We start from the raw sequence: 17,085 nt of genomic DNA, 5'->3' as shown, positions 1-17,085 counted from the left end.
CTATGGAACCCAAAGCTCACCATGTGATTATCGGACTGTTTACCGTGGTGACCGCCGCCGCGGCCCTGGTGTTTGCGCTCTGGCTGGGTAAGACAGCAACCGACCGGGAGTGGGCCTGGTATGAGATCGGATTTGATCACCCCGTCAGCGGTCTATCCAAGGGCAACCCGGTGCAATACAGTGGCGTGGAGGTCGGTGAAGTCATGGATCTGACCCTGGATCCCGACAACCCCAGTCACGTCCGGGTTCTGATCCGTGTTGACGACAACGTCAAGATACGTGAAAACACGCGGGTCGGCCTCGTGCTTGCCAATATTACCGGCAGCATGAGCGTGCGCTTCCGGGGCGGCACCAGTGACAGCCCTATCATTGAAGGCAGCCGCAACGACCCGCCACTGATCATGGCCGAACCATCGGTATTCACCTCACTGCTGGATAATGGCGAAGCACTGCTGAGCAAGGCCGAACGTTTGCTGACAAACGCCAATGCGCTGTTTTCTCCGGAAAACAGTGAGAACCTGACCACCATCCTGCGTAATACACGGACAGCCACCGATGGACTTATGGCCCGAAGGGACGAACTTGAAGATCTGATGGAGCGCATGAATGACGCCAGCGTGCGCGCGGCTGAGGCATCAGAACGGGTCACCGCGTTTGCCGATAATGCCGACAATCTGCTGCAGAATGAAGGCAAACAGACCCTGGCGGCGCTCAACAGTGCCATTGCCTCAATCCAGACCACGGCGACCCGAATTGAGCAGCTGACAGCCAATAACGAGGGCGCGCTGGATGAAGGCCTCCAGGGACTGGGCGAACTGTCCCCCGCACTTCGGGAACTGCGCAGTACGCTCAGGAACCTCAATCACTTCACCCGCCGTCTTGAGGACGACCCCACCAGCACGATCTGGAGCCGGGAAACCATTCAGGAGATACCGCAATGACAGCCCGTCTGATCGTCATAATGACCGCCATTGTAATGATTGGCATGACAACAGGGTGCACGGTCTTCCCTGATCACGAACCACCCCGGGTGATGGACATTCCGGCAACGGGACTGTCAGCACAAGACAGTGCACCGCCTCTGGATAAAACCCTGCGGGTCGACACACCCCAGGCCACAGAACCCTTCGACAGCTCGCGGATACTGACAAAGCCCGCGCCCCACGAATACCAGATTTATGGCGGCGTCCGCTGGCGCGATACCGCTCCGGTTCTTTTGCGTGAAATGATGATCGCTTCGATACGGCAGGACGGGCGCTTCCAGGGGGTGGTCAACGAAACCAGCCCCACCGGCAGCGACGTCACGCTCATCAGTGATCTTTATGGTTTTCACAGCGAATCCGGAAGCAACGGTGTTCAGGTGCTTGTTTCCCTGTATGCCCAACTCATGGACAACCGTTCGCGGACTACCCTTTGTACAAGAAATTTCAGGATAACGACCGACGCCAGCGGTGCAGATATCGATCAGGTGGTTAAGGCCTTTGGCCGTGGTAGCGAGGAACTGAGCCAGCAGTTACTTGGCTGGCTCAGCGAATGCCTGGGAGATTAGGACTCCTGTCTGGGGAACAGGTCCGGCCAGGCGGCCTGAAGATAAAGAATCATCGACCAGAACGTCAGTACCGCAGCAACGTATAATAATCCGACGCCGACCCAGGACCACAGAACACCTGGCGGAAAAGCCAGCAGGGTAATGATCGAGACCATCTGGGCCGTGGTTTTGATCTTGCCGATGTAGGAAACCGCAACGCTGGCACGACTGCCAATCTCGGCCATCCATTCACGCAAGGCGGAGATGACAATTTCCCGGCCAATAATGACCGTGGCCGGTATCGTCAGGATCAGGCTGGCGTGCTCTTCTATCAGCACAGTCAGGGCAACCGCCACCATCAACTTGTCGGCGACCGGGTCCAGGAACGCTCCAAAAGGTGTGCTCTGGTCAAGTTTTCTCGCCAGGTAGCCATCCAGCCAGTCGGTGACACCGGCAAGGGCAAAAATGGCCGCGCTGACCAGATAGCTCCATTGCACCGGCAGGTAAAAAATCACCACAAAGACCGGGATCATCACAATGCGGGATAGCGTCAGTACGTTCGGTAAATTCATGCTGTCCTTACTCGTCGTGCAATGCTGCGTAGATGGTTTCCGCCAGTGACTTGCTGATGCCCTGGACCTTGGCCATCTCATCAACGCTGGCTTTACGAAGTTCCTGTATGCCACCGAAGTAGCGAATGAGGTCCCGCCGGCGCTTCGGCCCCACACCCTCGATACCTTCCAGAGTCGACTGCCGGCGTTTCTTGTCCCGCCGGGCACGGTGGCCGGTAATGGCAAAGCGATGGGATTCATCCCGGATGTGTTGTATCAGGTGCAAGGCGGGTGAATCCGCCGGTACCCGAAACACATCCCCCGTCATCGCATCGATCAACTGCTCCATACCCGCCCGACGGGTCACGCCCTTGGCAACACCAATCAGCGGAATATCGGAAATACCCAGCTCATCAAAGACTTCCCGGGCAATATTCAATTGCCCCTTACCGCCGTCAATAAACACCAGGTCCGGACGCTTACCCTCTCCGGAGACCATCCGCTTATATCGGCGAGTCAACACCTGGCGCATGGCAGCGTAATCGTCGCCGGCGGTGACACCTTCAATGTTGTACAGCCGGTAGTCACTCTTAAGCGGCCCATTTTCATCGAAAACCACGCAAGATGCGACCGTGTTTTCGCCATGACTGTGGCTGATGTCGAAACATTCCATCCGTGACGGCGTCTCCGCCAGCTCCAGCATGTCCCGCAACGCCAGCAATCGACGATACACGGTTTCCTTACTGGCCAGATGGCTCAACAGGGTCTGGCGCGCATTGGTCACCGCCAGCTCCAGCCATTTACGACGCTCACCACGAACGTTGCGGCGGATGCGGGTGTCCCGGCCGGCCGACTCGCTCAGTGCCTGCGCCAGCAACGACTCGCCCTCGACCTCCACCGGGACCAGGATATCCTGGGGAATCTCCCTGCGGGTGTTGCCACCAAAATAGTACTGCCCCAGGAACGCACTCAGCAGCTCACCTTCCGACTGTTCTATCGAATAGCGGGGAAAGTAATCCTTGGTGCCCAGCACCCGACCACCGCGCACAATAATCACCACGATGCAGACGACACCGGCATCCTGGGCAATGGCAACCACATCGGCATCACCGCCCTCCCCGTCCACGGACTGCTGCTCCTGCACGTGACGGAGATGGTTAATCTGGTCGCGATAGGCGGCCGCTTTCTCGAATTCCAGGTTCTGTGAGGCTTTCTCCATCGCCTCCATCAGGTCGTGGATAATGGCGGGATTTTTCCCTTCCAGAAACATCGTGGCGTGGCGCACATCCTCGCGATAGTCTTCCGGAGATATGTATTCCACGCAAGGTGCCGTGCACCGATTGATCTGATACTGAAGACAGGGGCGGGTTCTGTTCCTGAAATAACTTTCACTACAAGACCTTATGCGGAAGACCTTTTGTAGAATATTAAGACTTTCCTTGACCGCTCCCGAGCTGGGAAACGGTCCGAACCAGGTACCGCCGCCTTTCTTCGTGCGCCCTCGGCGAAATGTCAGCGAGGGGTAGTCCTCATGGGATGACAGGTAGATATACGGGTAGGATTTATCGTCCCGAAGCAGGATATTGTAGGGTGGCCTCAGAGACTTGATGAGGTTCTGCTCCAGCAGCAGAGCCTCGGTCTCACTGCCGGTAATGGTCACCTCTATGGACGCTATCTTTGCCACCAGCGCTTCGGTCTTTGGCGCCAGACCAGACTTGCGGAAGTAGCTGCCTACACGCTTCCTCAGATTGCGGGCCTTGCCCACATAGAGCACCGAACCCCCTTCGTCGTACATTCGGTAGACGCCAGGTCGTTCGGTGAGCTGCTTCAGGAAACTTTGGGAGTCGAATTCAGACTTGGTCGGCATCAAGCAACCCGAGCCGTACCGCCATTAAAGCGAGCTCAACGTCACTGGAGATTTCCAGCTTCTCGAATATCCGGTAACGGTAACTGTTGACGGTTTTTGGACTGAGACAGAGCTTGTCGGAAATGTCCTGAACCTTCTGACAGTCCACGACCATCATGGCAATCTGCATTTCCCGCTCTGACAAGCGATCAAACAGGGAGAGAGCGCCGTCTTCACCGTTAAGATCGCCCCCCAGTTGCTTAAGCGCCATTTTCTGGGCAATCTCGGGGCTGATATAGCGCTGGCCGGAATGAGCCATACGGATAGCTCGCACCATTTCCTTGATATCAGCACCCTTGGTGATATAGGCCGACGCACCACTTTGCATCACACGCGTGGGATAGGGATCGTCGGCGCAGGCAGTCACGACAATGACCCGAATGCTGTCATCAATCCGCAGGATCCGGCGTGTTGCTTCCAGGCCACCGATACCGGGCATACGGATGTCCATCAGGACAATGTCCGGTGTTTGCTTGCGCACAAACTCAATGGCGTCCTCACCGGATGAGGCCTCGCCGATGACGTCTATGTCGGGGTTATCCGCCAGCATCCGGGTAATCCCGGAGCGCACCAGCTCATGGTCATCAACAACCAATACCCTGATCAAAACTCACCTCGCACACGGCTGCTGGTAAAAACAGCGGGATTGTACCGTTTAAAGAAACCCCGGGGTAGCTATTCCCGAGGATTCATGAAACATGAATAAACGCTCAAGCAGGAACACCCAGTCCGGCCGTGTTCTCCACCGGATCGAACCACACCACCAGATCCCCCCGCTTGACCGCGGATTTTACCCTGCCCCGCTCATCCATCGGGTTCTCTGTGTCATTCAGGCCGTGATAACGAGTGCAATATTCATCCACAAGTCCGTCTATCTGATCATCGGAGAGCAACTCCGTATCAACCACGAACTTTTCCTGCCTGGGGTCGGCCTGAGGGTACTGGCTGGCATCGTCGATCATGATTCCTCCCTTTCAAGGACTTATCATAAGGCCTGGGGAAGTCTCGGTGAAGGGTTGTTACTGTTAAGTTGTGCGAAACCTTGCAATTAATTGTCGCATCGACACGGACTCCTGACCGAGCGCCTCACTGATTTTCCGGGTGTTGTCCACGCTGCGACTCAGTGCATCGGCACTGTCGTCCAGAACCGCTGAGCGCCGGCCAACCCGCTGAATTTCTCCCCGCTGATGACAGACCGCAGCGTTAATCTCATCCGTTCGCGTTTGAAGGTCCTTGAAACGGGTACCCAGTTCGATCAGGTGATCCTTGAGGGCGTCAAGATTGTTCCGGTTGCTCATCCCGGCCTCCCTCATCTCAGCGAGCAGTCCGTCCACGTTGCCAACGCCTTGCACCAGATCCCGCACCCATTGACTGATTTGAGTGGTGGAATCGGCAGTGCGCCTGGAAAGCGTTCTCACCTCATCTGCAACAACCGCAAACCCCCGACCGTGCTCCCCTGCCCTGGCCGCCTCAATGGCGGCGTTCAGCGCCAGAAGGTTGGTTTGCTCCGCGATATCGGCGATGACACCGATGACCTGCTCAATCCTGACGGTTGAACCACCAAGTTCCTGAATGGCCGACGACACTCGTGCAATGACCTCGATGGCGTGCTCGGCCCCGCTTTCGCTTTGGCGGAGGCCTTCCTGAACACCCTCATTCGCCGTTGCCGCCTGGCGCACGGTATCGGCTGCATTGGCTGAAGCGGCTTCAATGGCCGTCGCCTGATCGGCAATGGCAGACATGGACTGACTGACGTCCGTGATCTGGGAGCGAGTGCGATCAGTAGAAGCCTGAACATCCCCAGCCTGGACATCCAGCGATGCCGAGCGATGGTCCAGACTGTCAGACGCCTTGCGTATGTCGCTGATAAAGCCTTCGAACTTCACCACCAGGCCACTCAAGGCCGCACTGACGCCAGCCACCTCGTCCCGCCCCGATACGGCAGGCACCTTCGTCAGGTCTGCCGTTGCTTCCATGAGATTCAGGTCACGCTCTATCCGCCGTAGCCTGATAATGACTGTTGCCCTCAACCACAGGGTCATCAAAAGCACTGCCAGCACAAACGTGACAGATCCCGCCACAAGATAGGCTTGCTGGGTTGCCAGAAAGGCCAGCAAATCCTGTGCGCCGGCGTCGATCTGCTTGCGGCTGGCCTCCCGACGATCAGCAATGGACTCAAGCATCGGCTCCAATGCCGGGAAAAGCTTGAAATCAACAACCTGCCCCACCCGATAATAGCTCTGCTCTTCAATCCCGGAAGACAGGTCAGCCAGCAGTGACTGCACTTTGGCAAATCGGTCACGGTTTTCTTTCGCCCAGGCTGCCAGCAAGGGGTTGGCGTCTATCGCGCTCCAGTGTTTTGCAAGCGACTGCTGAACAGACTGGAACTCATCATCGATCTCATCCCACAGCAACAATTGCGCCTTTACTTTGTACGCCAGGTCCTGAAGCCGTCGATGATCGGCTTCCAGGTCTTCCAGTAACCAGGATTCCGCCAGATTGTCCTTGATCAGTTGCTCCGATGCCTGCTCCGCCTTCGTGATGATGGCCCAGGACAGCAAACCCAGGCCAAGCACGGCAAAGACTGAGAGGCAGGAGAAAAACAGGATACGACTACGGACAGTTCTGAGCATGACAACTCCACATGCAGGCTTTGCGGTGGAGGTTATGCCAATTCCGTGACACTTTTATTGCAGCGGTGGCGCCCGCCAGTTACTGGCAGGCGGACTAGCCGGCCTGCCCTCGAGATTGGCCACCAGTCGTGAGTCTCTCAGCGCCGCTGTGCGATGCTTGACGACTCCCTTGTATTCAGGGCTTTCAATCATCGTCATGAACGCATCAATGGAGGGGTAACGAACCAGCAATACCTGATCCCAGGATTCATCCGGAGGTGCAATCAGCGACCCGACGCTGCGACCGGACCAGATCACCTCAGCCCCAACCGCACGAACACAGTCGGCAGCCTCCTGCATGTATAACGAATACGCCTCCCTTCCCGAACGGTCCGCAGACTCGTCCTCGTAGTCGGCGCGCTCGCGAAAACGCAACAGGTTCAACATGACGACCGGTTGATCCTTTGGCGTATTTGCCAGCACTTTCTGAAGTTGTTCCGGGGTCGGATTAACGGTTTCCATGAGTTTCCTTGATTCGTCAGGCTCTGAACTTTCGTTATATTTTGTAAATATCCGGCTAACTATAGCCCAGCATGCCCCTTCGAGACCAAAACCTTTCAATTACATTTCATTCAGCCTGAACATCCGCCTGGGCAGCACCATGGGATCTTGCCCGGATAATCTGTATGCTTGCTACCATTTTCTCGCCCGAGATCAGAAACATGACGCTCCTGGACATCTTTCGCCAAACTCTGGAAACCACCCTGCCTGTGTTCGCCATGGTGTTTATCGGGCTGGGATTGAGACGAGTTGGGTGGATCAATGGCGAATTCGTCAACACAGCCTCTGCCCTTGTATTCAAGGCCACCCTGCCAACCCTGGTCTTTCTCAGCATCATTCGCGCGGATCTGGAAACAGCCCTGAACGTTCACCTGCTGGGGTTCTTTCTGGCGGCGACACTGGCGAGCTTTGCCCTGGTGTGGGGCTGGGCAGTCTGGCGCGTGCCACGGGAGGACCGCGGCGTGTACGCCCAGGGCGCGTTCAGGGGTAACTGCGGCATTGTGGGGTTGGCCCTCGCCGCCAGCCTATACGGCGACTACGGGCTGTCCGCTGGCGGCATCCTGCTGGGCCTGGTGATTATCTCCTACAACGCACTTTCGGTGGTGGTCTTGCTGGCTTACCAACCCGGAAAGTCCGCCAGTTGGCGGCGCATTCTCAGGGACATTGTCCGCAACCCGCTTATTATTTCGGTCATCCTGGCCATTCCCTTTGCCTGGTGGGAGGTGTCCTTTCCGACCTGGGTTATGATCAGCGGAGACTACTTTGCGTCCCTGACACTGCCTCTGGCCCTGCTCTGTATCGGGGCGACCGTATCCCTCAGTGCCATACGCAGCGACAGCCGTGTTGCCATCAGCTCCAGCCTGATGAAAATGGTTACCCTCCCCGCTCTGTGCACCGGCGCAGCCTGGCTGTCAGGGTTTCGGGGCGCCGAGCTCGGCCTGATGTTTCTGTTCTTCGCCAGCCCCACGGCCGCAGCCAGTTTTGTTATGGTCAAGGCACTCGGTGGGAATGATCGGCTGGCCGCCAACATCATTGCGCTTACGACGTTGACGGCCAGTGTCACGATAACCCTGGGCGTGTTCCTGTTGCGGAGCCAGGGCATCATCTAGTCAGCAGAGGTGGTTTATGAATCACGGAAAACCTTACTCACAGGCGTGCGAAAACAACAAGCCGTTCATTCTTGAAAAACTGAGCCTGGTCTTCAACAAGCCAGGCACCATTCTCGAAGTGGGTACGGGAACCGGACAACATGCCGTTTATTTTGCCGAGCATAGTCAGCAGAGGTGGTTTATGAATCACGGAAAACCTTACTCACAGGCGTGCGAAAACAACAAGCCGTTCATTCTTGAAAAACTGAGCCTGGTCTTCAACAAGCCAGGCACCATTCTCGAAGTGGGTACGGGAACCGGACAACATGCCGTTTATTTTGCCGAGCATTTACCCCATCTGACCTGGCAACCGAGTGACCATCCGGATAATTACCAACTCTGCCTGCCCTGGCTTGAAGAGACCCGGCTGACCAACATCCGGGCCCCGGTGCCCCTCGACGTCGGTAATACCGATTGGCCGATACCGGATATACAGGGTGCTTTTTCCGCCAATACAGCACATATCATGGCCTGGGAGGAAGTCGAGGCCATGTTTTCCGGACTGGCCGGGCGATTACGTGAGGGGGATGCGTTCTGCCTCTACGGCCCTTTCAACTACCAGGGCACCTGGACCAGCGAAAGCAACCGGCAGTTTGACCACTACCTGAGGGCACGCAATGCGCACATGGGCATTCGTCATATCGAGGACATGCAAGAGATGGCGGCCCGTACTGGCCTGGCGCTGGAAAACGACTTTGACATGCCGGCCAATAACCGGTTCCTTGTGTGGCGTAAACGCTGATCAACGGATATCGGCCAGAATACCAAAGCCCCGACGGCAACCGCTCAGGTAGCCCCCGCCAAACAGGTTATAGTGATTCAGGTAGTGGTAGAGGTTGTAGACCTCCCGTTTTAGCGGGTAATCAGCGCTGCGGGGCCAGACCGAATCGTAAGCGCGGTAGAATGCAGCCCCAAAGCCACCGAACATTTCCGTCATCGCCACATCCGCTTCCCGGTCACCAAAATACACAGCCGGATCGATCAACCACGGAACTTCCCCGTCAAACAGGGCATTCCCGCTCCACAAATCACCGTGTAGCAGGCTGGGTTTTGCGCAGCGGGCATCCAGCCAGGCTTCCAGCTCAGTTGCGCTACTATCCAGAATGGCCTGAAACTCCTGGCGCACAGTTTCGTTTCGGATCAACTGCACTTGGTAGCCAAGCCGGTGCGTCACGAAGAAATGGCCCCAATGCTCAAAGCGGCCATTAATCTGTGGTGACAGGCCAATGTAGTTGTTGGCATCCAGGCCATAGAACGGCTGCGGTAACTGGTGCAGTCTGGCAAGCCCCTCCCCCAGCATTGCCAGAGTGGCATCGGATGAAGGCCCTGCCTTGACGGCCTCCATTTCCAACACCGAATCATCAACATGGAAGACCTCTGGCACGCGAATCCCCGGGAACGGGCCGGCAGCCTGCAGCCCGGAACGAAGTAACTCAAGCCCTTCCGATTCGCGGATCAGGGCGTCCGGATACCCTGAGTGATTGTGCTTTCGGTAAATCGCCATTTCCCCATTCCCGCTCTTGAGCTCTCCCAGCCAGGGCTTTACATTGATAGTCAGCGTACCACGCCACAAAAAACAGGAAAGACCATCATGTACAAGCGCTGGATAATGTTGGTTTCAGGTAAGGTTCAGGGTGTGTATTACCGCGCCTCCACCGAGGATGTGGCCAGGCGGCTACACCTCACCGGATACGCAAAGAATCTTCCTGACGGCCGGGTAGAAATTGTGGCGGAAGGCTTGCAGGAGGACCTTCAGGCGTTAAAAGATTGGTGCGAGGAAGGACCACCGGCAGCCAGAGTCACGAGAGTGGATGTTGCGGAGGCGCCGGCATCCGAGGAATTTCGGGAATTCAGGATAAAAAACTGAGGTACTGAAATAAAAACCCCAGCATTGCTGCTGGGGTTTTGTATTGGCGGAGAGGGAGGGATTATTCGGGCCTTCGGCCCTCACCCCTTCGGGGCCGTCGTCGCTTTGCTCCGACGTTCCTCAGCCTGCTTTGCAGGCTTCGGTCGAACCCGCGAGGGTTCTTCTTACCCTGCCAATCAGCCAATAAAAAACCCCAGCGATGCTGGGGTTTTGTATTGGCGGAGAGGGAGGGATTCGAACCCTCGAAACGCTATTAACGTTTACACACTTTCCAGGCGTGCGCCTTCAGCCACTCGGCCACCTCTCCAATAAACTGTTCCAAATCAGTGATGTCGTCACTCATTTGAGGGCGCAAACTCTAATGAATTTTCAGGCGTTTGGCAACTCTCTTTGGAAAAATCATGGAAAAAATTACACTGTAGGTTGAGATCGGTTAACGATTGAGCGCTTTCAGGGCTATCGTTACTGTAGGAACTGTAGTGGGAGGAACAACAGAGCCGCACCTCAGCCTCATACAAGGAGAACAACAATGCTGATGAAAGCCGACCAGTCCATCCTGATACTCATTGATCTGCAGGAAAAGTTGATGCCCTCGATTGCCTTCGGCGGAGACGTCATTAGCCAATGTACGACATTGGCCACCATCGCCGGCTTGCTGGAGGTGCCTGTCGTGGGAACGGAGCAACTCCCTGAAAAGCTCGGGCATACTGTCCCGGACGTTCGTGAGCTATGTGATCAGGTCGTTGAGAAATACCATTTCGACGCCTGCCCCGACGGGTTGATCGATCAGTTACCCGAGGGACGCCAACAAATCGTTATTGGTGGCTGTGAAACCCATGTTTGCATGATGCAGACCGCACTGAGCCTGGTGGATGCGGGATACAAGGTCTGGGCAGTTGCAGACGCCACAGGCTCCCGCGATGATCTGGACCGGGATATAGCCCTGGATCGCCTGCACCAGAGTGGCGCCAGGATTGTGACGGTGGAGATGGTGGCGTTCGAATGGCTGCGCCATTGCAAACACCCACGTTTTCGCGACATTCAGGGGTTGATCAAATAGCACCACACCCAATATCCACGACGTATTCCCAAAGGTGCATTCGCCGGTACCAGGGAATTGTGCTTAAATGAACCTGTCGCTATTGGATGCACTGACTGGTATCAGGAGTCGCAGGTTTTGGGCAGTATCAAAACAGCCGCACCGGCAATGCTGAACGACCTATACGGTGGCGCCATGAATCCGGACGGCTGGCCGATATTCCTCGAAAAGCTCGCCAGACTGTTCCATACGGGGACTGCTTCATTGAGGGTAACGGACATCCGTGACCCCGTGATTCACCGCTCTTTTACGGTGGGTTTCGATGACACAGTCAACGCCACCTATCACGACGGGGCCGCCCATTACGACCCATTCCGCATCCCGCTTTCTGAAGGCCCACTGGGCAGGATTCAAGTCAGCCACCAGATTATTGCGGATCGGGAATTTGAGCAAAGCTCACACTACCAGACCATTTTCCGGCCTAACGGCAATTTCTACGCCATGGGCGCACAGTTCGATCGGGGTCGACAATGCGCTATGCACATTGGCGTTCATCGCTCCCGGCGGGCGGGAGCTTTTACTCCGGACGAGCAGCAAACCCTTGAGTTTTTCTCACCACACCTGAAAAGAGCTGCGGAGCTGACGCGCCTGATCGGCGAGTTTGAATCAGCCCTCCAGCAGGCCCACGCCGCGCTCGACCGCCTGCCCTTTGGTATCTGGATTCTGGATCATCATTTACGCTGCCAGTGGCTGAATGAGGTTGCGGAAGAATGCGCGAGAACCCAGGCCTTTGGGCTGGGAGTTCACAAGAAAAAGCTCGCATTCAGCAACGAGAGCATGCATAACCAGTTGCGCGTCGCTGTCCGCCTACTCCAGGAAGGAACCAGTAACACCCAAAGCATTTCAATCTTCCCGGGAGGTGCCTCACTGGTTCTGGTTGACTACCGCCAAGGGCCATCGAATTTTGGCACCACTACATACGGTGGCAATACAATACTGGCCTTCCTTCTAGACCCGAATCGCCCCGTGACCCTGGATGCGAACCATCTGATGACGATCTATCGCCTGACCCCCGCAGAAATCAGACTGGCCGGGGAGCTGGTCAGAGGTCATGATCTCAAGGAGGCCAGCGCCAGCCTGAGCATTTCGATTCATACCGCGAGAACGCAACTCAAGTCGGTGATGCAGAAAACGCAGGTAACTCGCCAGGCCGACCTGGTTCGCTGCCTGCTTCTGGGCTCGGCCTCCCTGGCGCCGGAGCTGCGCCGTGCTTGAGAGGGACAATGACCGATGGCTATCGTGGTCTGACCACGGCCCCCGTGACGGCAAACCGGTATTTTTTCTCCACGGCATCCCCGGATCACGAGTGGTGCCCGCCGGTTTGGCAGCAAAAGCCAGCGCCGTTGGCCTTCGCCTGATTAGCCCTGAAAGACCGGGATACGGTGCTTCTACCCCCACCAGACACTATGGATTGGACGATCACACCGACGACCTTCTGTCCCTGGCAGATTTTCTCGAACTGGAGCGCTTTTCAGTGCTGGGATTTTCCGGCGGTGGGGTATTCGCTCTCGCCTGTGCGCTGGAGGCGACTGCCCGAATGGATAGCCTGGTGATTGTCGGAATGCCGGCCATTCCCTTGATGGAGGATCCTTTTTCCCACGGCGGGGAGCTGTCGGCAGGCACGTGGCGCCTCGGGCGGGATAATCCTGAAACTCTTCCAGCCCGCCTCGAGCCCCTTCTGGCCAGCGCCGAATCCCTCCGCGACGCCATGCACCAGGCCATGTCGGCCGATGACTTTGCTGTGCTCTCACAAGAGTCTTTACAGTCCGCCTATCTCGACGAAATCAGAGCAGCAACAGTACAGGGCCCCCGGATCGCAGCCCAATCATTTGCACGGGATATTGCCCTTATGGCGAAAGACTGGCCTTTCAAGACCGAGCAAATCAAGCATAAGGTCCATGTGGTTCACGGTATGCACGACAACCTGGTATTTCCCGAGCATGCCCGCTGTTTGGCAAGCCGTCTTCCCGACGGCGAACTCAGTTTGCTCGGCACAGCCGGCCACTATACCGCGCTGATCGCGCCGGATACCTTGCGGCTACTCAGCCAATAGTGCAATGCTGGCGCGCTATATTGGGCGCGGTATCTTGAGCACCTCACCAAAGGTGACGTATTCGCTGCCCCCGAGCCGGCCAATCGGATCAATGGCCGCGGCATCAAACACCAGGCGTCCCTTGTCGTCGTGCTTCGCGGCCTCATCAGCCACGTAGACATTCAGTATTTTGCCAAATACGAGGGTCTGTGGCGTCGGGCCGATTTCCTTTATGTCGTACAGCTCACAGGCCATCGCCACCCGACAATCCTTGAGCCTCGGTAGCTCGAATCCTTCAAAATCCGTCAACTCAAGATCCGTGTTGGCAAGTTCGGACTCGCCATGAGGCATGGTACGGGAGGTTTCCGTCATCGCCGGTGCCAGCTCCCGATGCGCTATATGGACCACGAAGCGTTTGCGCTGTTCGATGTTGACCCTGGTGTCCTTGAAAGCACCATCCGTCGGTTTTTTACCCACTGAGAACATCAACAACGGCGGGTTACTGGTAATCGGTGTGAAAAAAGAGAATGGCGCCAGGTTGTAGTCACCGTCCGGGTTTTCACTTAATACCCAGGCCACCGGGCGTGGGATCAGCGTCTGGGTCAGGATGTGATAGATGTTTTGCGGGGCCATACCCTCGAAATCGATATGCATCAGGCGCTCCTGTCAGATTAGTCGGTTGACGATTCAGGGGCGGTCGGTGCCCTGGAATGGATAAGCCAGACCGCCATCAAAATCGCATGCAGTATCAGCAATGGAATCGAAACCAGCAACAACCCGGCCCAGCCAACGGCCGTCAGGACCGCCCCCGCAGTGAGAGCAGCCGTCGCCTGGGAGCTGAAGACCATAAGATCGTTCAACCCCTGAACACGAAAACGTTCCTCGTCCCGATAGCCACTGGGCAACAAGGTAGTACCACCAACAAACAGGAAGTTCCAGCCGATTCCAAGCATAATCAACGCGAACAGATAGTGGTGGAAGGAAATACCACTGAATGCCAGTAGTACGCACCCCAGGTAGGCGAGCAACCCGACGGCCATCATCAGGGGAATACCCAGCCTCCTTGTCAGCCAGCCACTGATCAGTGACGGCAGGTACATGGCAACGATATGAATCTGGATCACCCGCTTGGCATCCTCCAGTTCATGGCCGGCCATCTCGGTCATACTGAGCGGGGTTGCCGTCATGATAAAGCTCATAACCGCGTAACCTATGGCGGCACCGCTAATGGCAGTCCAGACGACAGGGGCTCGCAGGATCGCCCTCAACGGGCGCCCTCCACCGGCCGGCGTCTCCCTGGTCAGCTCCCCCTTCGCCCGGTAGCCCAGAGCCAGCACAATCATCGCCAGAAACTGGACAGCGCCCAGGCTCAGCCACCCCTCAAGAAAGGGATGCTCCCCCTGCCCGGCGCTACCGACAAGCGCGATCTCCGGCCCCAGCCACGCCGCAATCAAACCACCCAGCAACACCCGGGCAGCCGCTGACCCGGCCATCTCCGGTTTGACGGATTCCATGGCGGCAAAACGGTACTGATGGACGACAGCAAGCCCCGCACCACCAACCACCGCAGCCAGACAAAGCAGAGGAAAACTGGATAACCAGGCGGATGCCCCGCCAATCATGCCTGCAAGCACGCCCGTCAATGCCCCCAGGAGCATCACTGGCTTACGGCCGATGCGCTCCATCAACCAGGTGGCCGGCTTGATGGCCAGCACCGTGCCGACCACCACCAGCCCGACGGGCAAGGTAGCCAGCTCCGGAGACGGCGCCAGGATACGGCCATGGATACTGCCGATGAAAACAATAAAGGGGGCCGTGCACATGGCCAGTGCCTGGGCGGCAACCAGTATCCAGACGTTTAGGGGCATGGGCGGGTTATTTCTTCCTGTAAATAATGCCCGGGTGGCACTGCACCATTTCGTACAGGTGGGGCAATCCATTGAGTGATTCCGACGCGCCCAGGATAAGATAGCCGCCCGGGTTCAGGGTAGCGTGGATACGCGTCAGGATGTCCTTTTTAAGTTCCGCGGAAAAATAGATCAACACGTTACGACACATGACAATGTCAAACTTGCCCAGCATGTACCGCTCCAGCAGGTTGAGTTCCTTGAACTCCACCATGCCCTTGATCTGAGGCCGTATCTGCCAGCCACCGTTCAGGGAGGGGGTGAAAAACTGTTTCTGGCGCTCCGGTGAAAGGCCACGCCCAATGGCGATCATCTCATATTCACCCCGGCGGGCTACTTCCAGCACACTTTTCGAGATATCGGTCGCTGTTATCTTTACATCCCGCAGCTTGCCCGGGCGTTGACGCCGGAACTCCTCAATGATCATCGCGACCGAGTAAGGCTCCTGTCCAGTGGAGCAGGCGGCAGACCAGATCCGCAATGGCTGCATCGTGTTTCGCTCGGCAAACTCTGGTAGCAGTTTTTCCTGGAGAATACGAAACGGGTGGTTGTCACGAAACCACAGCGTCTCGTTGGTGGTCATCGCATCAATGACCACCTCCTTGAGGCTACTGTGACTGGCACGATTGAGGCGGTTCAGGAGCTCCCCAAGGGTGCTGAACTGATGCTCCTCCAGGATGCGACGCAGACGGCTTTTCACCAGGTACTGCTTGTTATCACCAAGCAGAATGCCACATGCATCCTGCAGGAATGTCTTAAAAGCCTCGTATTCCTGTGGCGTAATATCCGCTTTCATTGAATCTCTGCGTCGGGTGAATCAGGACTGATCGCCGGCACTAGGCCCGATCAATGATCTCCATAACCTTTTCAGCCAGTTCGTCTGCACTGAACTTGGCCATGAACTCGTCAGCGCCCACCTTTTGAACCATGGCGGTGTTGAACACGCCACTCAGTGAGGTGTGAAGCATGATAAATGTATCCCGTAACGCCGGATCGTTCTTGCACCGTGTAACCAAAGTGTAGCCATCCATCTCCGGCATTTCGACATCGGAGATCACAAGGGACAGATGATCACTGGCCTTTGAACCATCTTCGGTGATTTTTTTCAGATAATCAAAAGCCTGCTTACCATCGTCCCGGGTGATGACTTCCATGCCGATGGCTGTCAGACACCGTTCCATCTGTCGTCTCGCGACGCTGGAATCATCCACCACCAGCACTGGCAGGTGCGCCTGCACACGCCCGGCACTTCGGGTCACCAACTCTTCGTTGACATCTTCCCTGAGCGGAGAAACTTCTGCAAGAATCTTTTCTACGTCGATGATTTCCACCAACTTGTCGTCAATCCTGGTTACCGCTGTCAGGTAAACTTCGGTCCCGGCACCCCTTGGGGGCGGCAAAATATCCTCCCAGTTCATGTTCACGATCTGGTCCACCCCCGTCACCATGAACCCCTGGGTTTTGCGATTGTATTCAGTGATGATGACAAAGCTGCTCGCCAACGCTTCCTTGGGTATACCCGGAAGCCCGATGGCCATGGCCAGGTCGATAACCGGAATGGTTTCTCCACGAATATGAGCCACACCCCGCACGACACTGCGGCTCCGGGGAATGGAGGACAGTTTCGGGCACTGCAGGACCTCTTTGACCTTGAAGACATTAATGCCATACATCTGCCTTCCCCGAAGGCGGAACAACAGGAGCTCCAGGCGATTCTGCCCTACCAGCTGCGTTCGCTGATTTACACTGTCGAGTACTCCTGCCATGACTTTATCTCCCGGGCCTGCCCGCCAATATGCCGGCATGCATTTTGCTGGTTAACTATTGAGAGCTATTGAAACTGGCACTTCGCCAGTATTTTGACTCATTGTTTG

The 17,085-nt window shown here is 56.5% G+C and carries 19 protein-coding genes and 1 tRNA gene; 8 read left to right on the top strand and 12 right to left on the bottom strand.

Features of this window, described 5'->3' with window-relative positions; genetic code table 11:
- Window positions 1-2: 2 nt before the first annotated feature.
- A complete protein-coding gene (locus EHN06_RS09595) occupies window positions 3-941 on the top strand; it encodes an MlaD family protein (protein ID WP_127332346.1) in 939 nt (312 codons plus the stop codon).
- Complete coding sequence (locus EHN06_RS09590) at window positions 938-1,549, top strand: ABC-type transport auxiliary lipoprotein family protein (RefSeq protein WP_127332344.1); 612 nt, start codon at window positions 938-940, stop codon at window positions 1,547-1,549. The genes EHN06_RS09595 and EHN06_RS09590 overlap by 4 nt, the downstream gene beginning before the upstream one ends.
- Here the strand turns inward: EHN06_RS09590 and pgsA are convergent.
- The 6 genes from pgsA to EHN06_RS09560 form a co-directional block, all read right to left on the bottom strand.
- Window positions 1,546-2,100 carry a CDP-diacylglycerol--glycerol-3-phosphate 3-phosphatidyltransferase gene (gene pgsA / locus EHN06_RS09585; protein WP_127332342.1) on the bottom strand — a complete coding sequence of 185 codons (555 nt, stop codon included), beginning with the start codon at window positions 2,098-2,100 and terminating at the stop codon, window positions 1,546-1,548. The genes EHN06_RS09590 and pgsA overlap by 4 nt on opposite strands.
- A gap of 7 nt (window positions 2,101-2,107) precedes the next feature.
- The gene (uvrC, locus tag EHN06_RS09580) at window positions 2,108-3,874 is read right to left on the bottom strand and encodes an excinuclease ABC subunit UvrC (RefSeq protein WP_265936926.1); all 1,767 of its coding nucleotides are present in this window, start codon (window positions 3,872-3,874) and stop codon (window positions 2,108-2,110) included.
- A gap of 55 nt (window positions 3,875-3,929) precedes the next feature.
- Complete coding sequence (gene uvrY, locus EHN06_RS09575; RefSeq protein ID WP_127332338.1) at window positions 3,930-4,592, bottom strand: UvrY/SirA/GacA family response regulator transcription factor; 663 nt, start codon at window positions 4,590-4,592, stop codon at window positions 3,930-3,932.
- A 103-nt stretch (window positions 4,593-4,695) separates the two neighbouring features.
- Complete coding sequence (locus EHN06_RS09570; protein WP_127332336.1) at window positions 4,696-4,947, bottom strand: hypothetical protein; 252 nt, start codon at window positions 4,945-4,947, stop codon at window positions 4,696-4,698.
- 63 nt (window positions 4,948-5,010) lie between these two features.
- Window positions 5,011-6,618, bottom strand: coding sequence for a methyl-accepting chemotaxis protein (locus tag EHN06_RS09565; RefSeq protein ID WP_127332334.1), 1,608 nt, complete (start codon window positions 6,616-6,618; stop codon window positions 5,011-5,013).
- 54 nt (window positions 6,619-6,672) lie between these two features.
- Window positions 6,673-7,119, bottom strand: coding sequence for a DUF1330 domain-containing protein (locus EHN06_RS09560; protein WP_127332332.1), 447 nt, complete (start codon window positions 7,117-7,119; stop codon window positions 6,673-6,675).
- A gap of 200 nt (window positions 7,120-7,319) precedes the next feature.
- Between EHN06_RS09560 and EHN06_RS09555 the strand changes: the two genes are divergently transcribed.
- Window positions 7,320-8,267, top strand: a complete 948-nt coding sequence (locus tag EHN06_RS09555) for an AEC family transporter (protein WP_127334401.1) — start codon at window positions 7,320-7,322, stop codon at window positions 8,265-8,267.
- Window positions 8,268-8,283: 16 nt separating this feature from the next.
- Complete coding sequence (locus EHN06_RS09550; RefSeq protein ID WP_127332330.1) at window positions 8,284-9,048, top strand: DUF938 domain-containing protein; 765 nt, start codon at window positions 8,284-8,286, stop codon at window positions 9,046-9,048.
- Here the strand turns inward: EHN06_RS09550 and EHN06_RS09545 are convergent, their stop codons facing one another.
- Entirely contained in the window at window positions 9,049-9,810 is a 762-nt protein-coding gene (locus EHN06_RS09545) for a fructosamine kinase family protein (protein WP_127332328.1), read from the bottom strand.
- 84 nt (window positions 9,811-9,894) lie between these two features.
- Here EHN06_RS09545 and EHN06_RS09540 point away from each other — a divergent pair, with 84 nt between their 5' ends.
- The gene (locus EHN06_RS09540) at window positions 9,895-10,173 is read left to right on the top strand and encodes an acylphosphatase (RefSeq protein ID WP_127334400.1); all 279 of its coding nucleotides are present in this window, start codon (window positions 9,895-9,897) and stop codon (window positions 10,171-10,173) included.
- A 216-nt stretch (window positions 10,174-10,389) separates the two neighbouring features.
- Here the strand turns inward: EHN06_RS09540 and EHN06_RS09535 are convergent.
- Window positions 10,390-10,480: transfer RNA gene (locus EHN06_RS09535), tRNA-Ser, on the bottom strand.
- A 222-nt stretch (window positions 10,481-10,702) separates the two neighbouring features.
- Between EHN06_RS09535 and EHN06_RS09530 the strand changes: the two genes are divergently transcribed.
- The 3 genes from EHN06_RS09530 to EHN06_RS09520 all read left to right on the top strand — a co-directional run bounded on the left by EHN06_RS09530 (window position 10,703) and on the right by EHN06_RS09520 (window position 13,325).
- The gene (locus EHN06_RS09530; protein ID WP_127332326.1) at window positions 10,703-11,233 is read left to right on the top strand and encodes an isochorismatase family protein; all 531 of its coding nucleotides are present in this window, start codon (window positions 10,703-10,705) and stop codon (window positions 11,231-11,233) included.
- A gap of 117 nt (window positions 11,234-11,350) precedes the next feature.
- Window positions 11,351-12,487 carry a helix-turn-helix transcriptional regulator gene (locus tag EHN06_RS09525; RefSeq protein ID WP_127332324.1) on the top strand — a complete coding sequence of 379 codons (1,137 nt, stop codon included), beginning with the start codon at window positions 11,351-11,353 and terminating at the stop codon, window positions 12,485-12,487.
- Window positions 12,480-13,325 (top strand): alpha/beta fold hydrolase, encoded by an 846-nt coding sequence (locus tag EHN06_RS09520; protein WP_127332322.1) that lies wholly within the window; start codon window positions 12,480-12,482, stop codon window positions 13,323-13,325. Before EHN06_RS09525 ends, EHN06_RS09520 begins: the two co-directional genes overlap by 8 nt.
- A 15-nt stretch (window positions 13,326-13,340) precedes the next feature.
- Here the strand turns inward: EHN06_RS09520 and EHN06_RS09515 are convergent, their stop codons facing one another.
- The 4 genes from EHN06_RS09515 to EHN06_RS09500 are packed head-to-tail and all read right to left on the bottom strand — an operon-like array spanning window position 13,341 to window position 16,977.
- A complete protein-coding gene (locus EHN06_RS09515; protein WP_127332320.1) occupies window positions 13,341-13,958 on the bottom strand; it encodes a flavin reductase family protein in 618 nt (205 codons plus the stop codon).
- Between the two features lie 17 nt (window positions 13,959-13,975).
- Window positions 13,976-15,172 carry an MFS transporter gene (locus EHN06_RS09510; RefSeq protein WP_127332317.1) on the bottom strand — a complete coding sequence of 399 codons (1,197 nt, stop codon included), beginning with the start codon at window positions 15,170-15,172 and terminating at the stop codon, window positions 13,976-13,978.
- 7 nt (window positions 15,173-15,179) lie between these two features.
- A complete protein-coding gene (locus EHN06_RS09505; protein ID WP_127332315.1) occupies window positions 15,180-16,007 on the bottom strand; it encodes a CheR family methyltransferase in 828 nt (275 codons plus the stop codon).
- A gap of 40 nt (window positions 16,008-16,047) precedes the next feature.
- Window positions 16,048-16,977, bottom strand: a complete 930-nt coding sequence (locus tag EHN06_RS09500) for a chemotaxis protein CheV (RefSeq protein ID WP_127332313.1) — start codon at window positions 16,975-16,977, stop codon at window positions 16,048-16,050.
- Window positions 16,978-17,085: the final 108 nt, after the last annotated feature.

Source organism: Marinobacter sp. NP-4(2019) (assembly GCF_003994855.1).
Taxonomy (GTDB): domain Bacteria; phylum Pseudomonadota; class Gammaproteobacteria; order Pseudomonadales; family Oleiphilaceae; genus Marinobacter.
The sequence above is the reverse complement of the archived record's forward strand: the minus strand, read 5'-3'. Positions and strand labels throughout refer to the sequence as shown.

What these genes read in the sequence shown, in the direction of transcription:
- EHN06_RS09505 (WP_127332315.1), bottom strand. Translation starts at nt 16,007, where the DNA reads ATGAAAGCGGATATTACGCCACAGGAATACGAGGCTTTTAAGACATTC.
- EHN06_RS09550 (WP_127332330.1), top strand. Translation starts at nt 8,284, where the DNA reads ATGAATCACGGAAAACCTTACTCACAGGCGTGCGAAAACAACAAGCCG.
- EHN06_RS09570 (WP_127332336.1), bottom strand. Translation starts at nt 4,947, where the DNA reads ATGATCGACGATGCCAGCCAGTACCCTCAGGCCGACCCCAGGCAGGAA.
- EHN06_RS09510 (WP_127332317.1), bottom strand. Translation starts at nt 15,172, where the DNA reads ATGCCCCTAAACGTCTGGATACTGGTTGCCGCCCAGGCACTGGCCATG.
- EHN06_RS09530 (WP_127332326.1), top strand. Translation starts at nt 10,703, where the DNA reads ATGCTGATGAAAGCCGACCAGTCCATCCTGATACTCATTGATCTGCAG.
- EHN06_RS09515 (WP_127332320.1), bottom strand. Translation starts at nt 13,958, where the DNA reads ATGCATATCGATTTCGAGGGTATGGCCCCGCAAAACATCTATCACATC.
- EHN06_RS09500 (WP_127332313.1), bottom strand. Translation starts at nt 16,977, where the DNA reads ATGGCAGGAGTACTCGACAGTGTAAATCAGCGAACGCAGCTGGTAGGG.
- pgsA (WP_127332342.1), bottom strand. Translation starts at nt 2,100, where the DNA reads ATGAATTTACCGAACGTACTGACGCTATCCCGCATTGTGATGATCCCG.
- EHN06_RS09545 (WP_127332328.1), bottom strand. Translation starts at nt 9,810, where the DNA reads ATGGCGATTTACCGAAAGCACAATCACTCAGGGTATCCGGACGCCCTG.
- EHN06_RS09560 (WP_127332332.1), bottom strand. Translation starts at nt 7,119, where the DNA reads ATGGAAACCGTTAATCCGACCCCGGAACAACTTCAGAAAGTGCTGGCA.
- EHN06_RS09595 (WP_127332346.1), top strand. Translation starts at nt 3, where the DNA reads ATGGAACCCAAAGCTCACCATGTGATTATCGGACTGTTTACCGTGGTG.
- EHN06_RS09565 (WP_127332334.1), bottom strand. Translation starts at nt 6,618, where the DNA reads ATGCTCAGAACTGTCCGTAGTCGTATCCTGTTTTTCTCCTGCCTCTCA.
- uvrC (WP_265936926.1), bottom strand. Translation starts at nt 3,874, where the DNA reads ATGTACGACGAAGGGGGTTCGGTGCTCTATGTGGGCAAGGCCCGCAAT.
- EHN06_RS09555 (WP_127334401.1), top strand. Translation starts at nt 7,320, where the DNA reads ATGACGCTCCTGGACATCTTTCGCCAAACTCTGGAAACCACCCTGCCT.
- EHN06_RS09590 (WP_127332344.1), top strand. Translation starts at nt 938, where the DNA reads ATGACAGCCCGTCTGATCGTCATAATGACCGCCATTGTAATGATTGGC.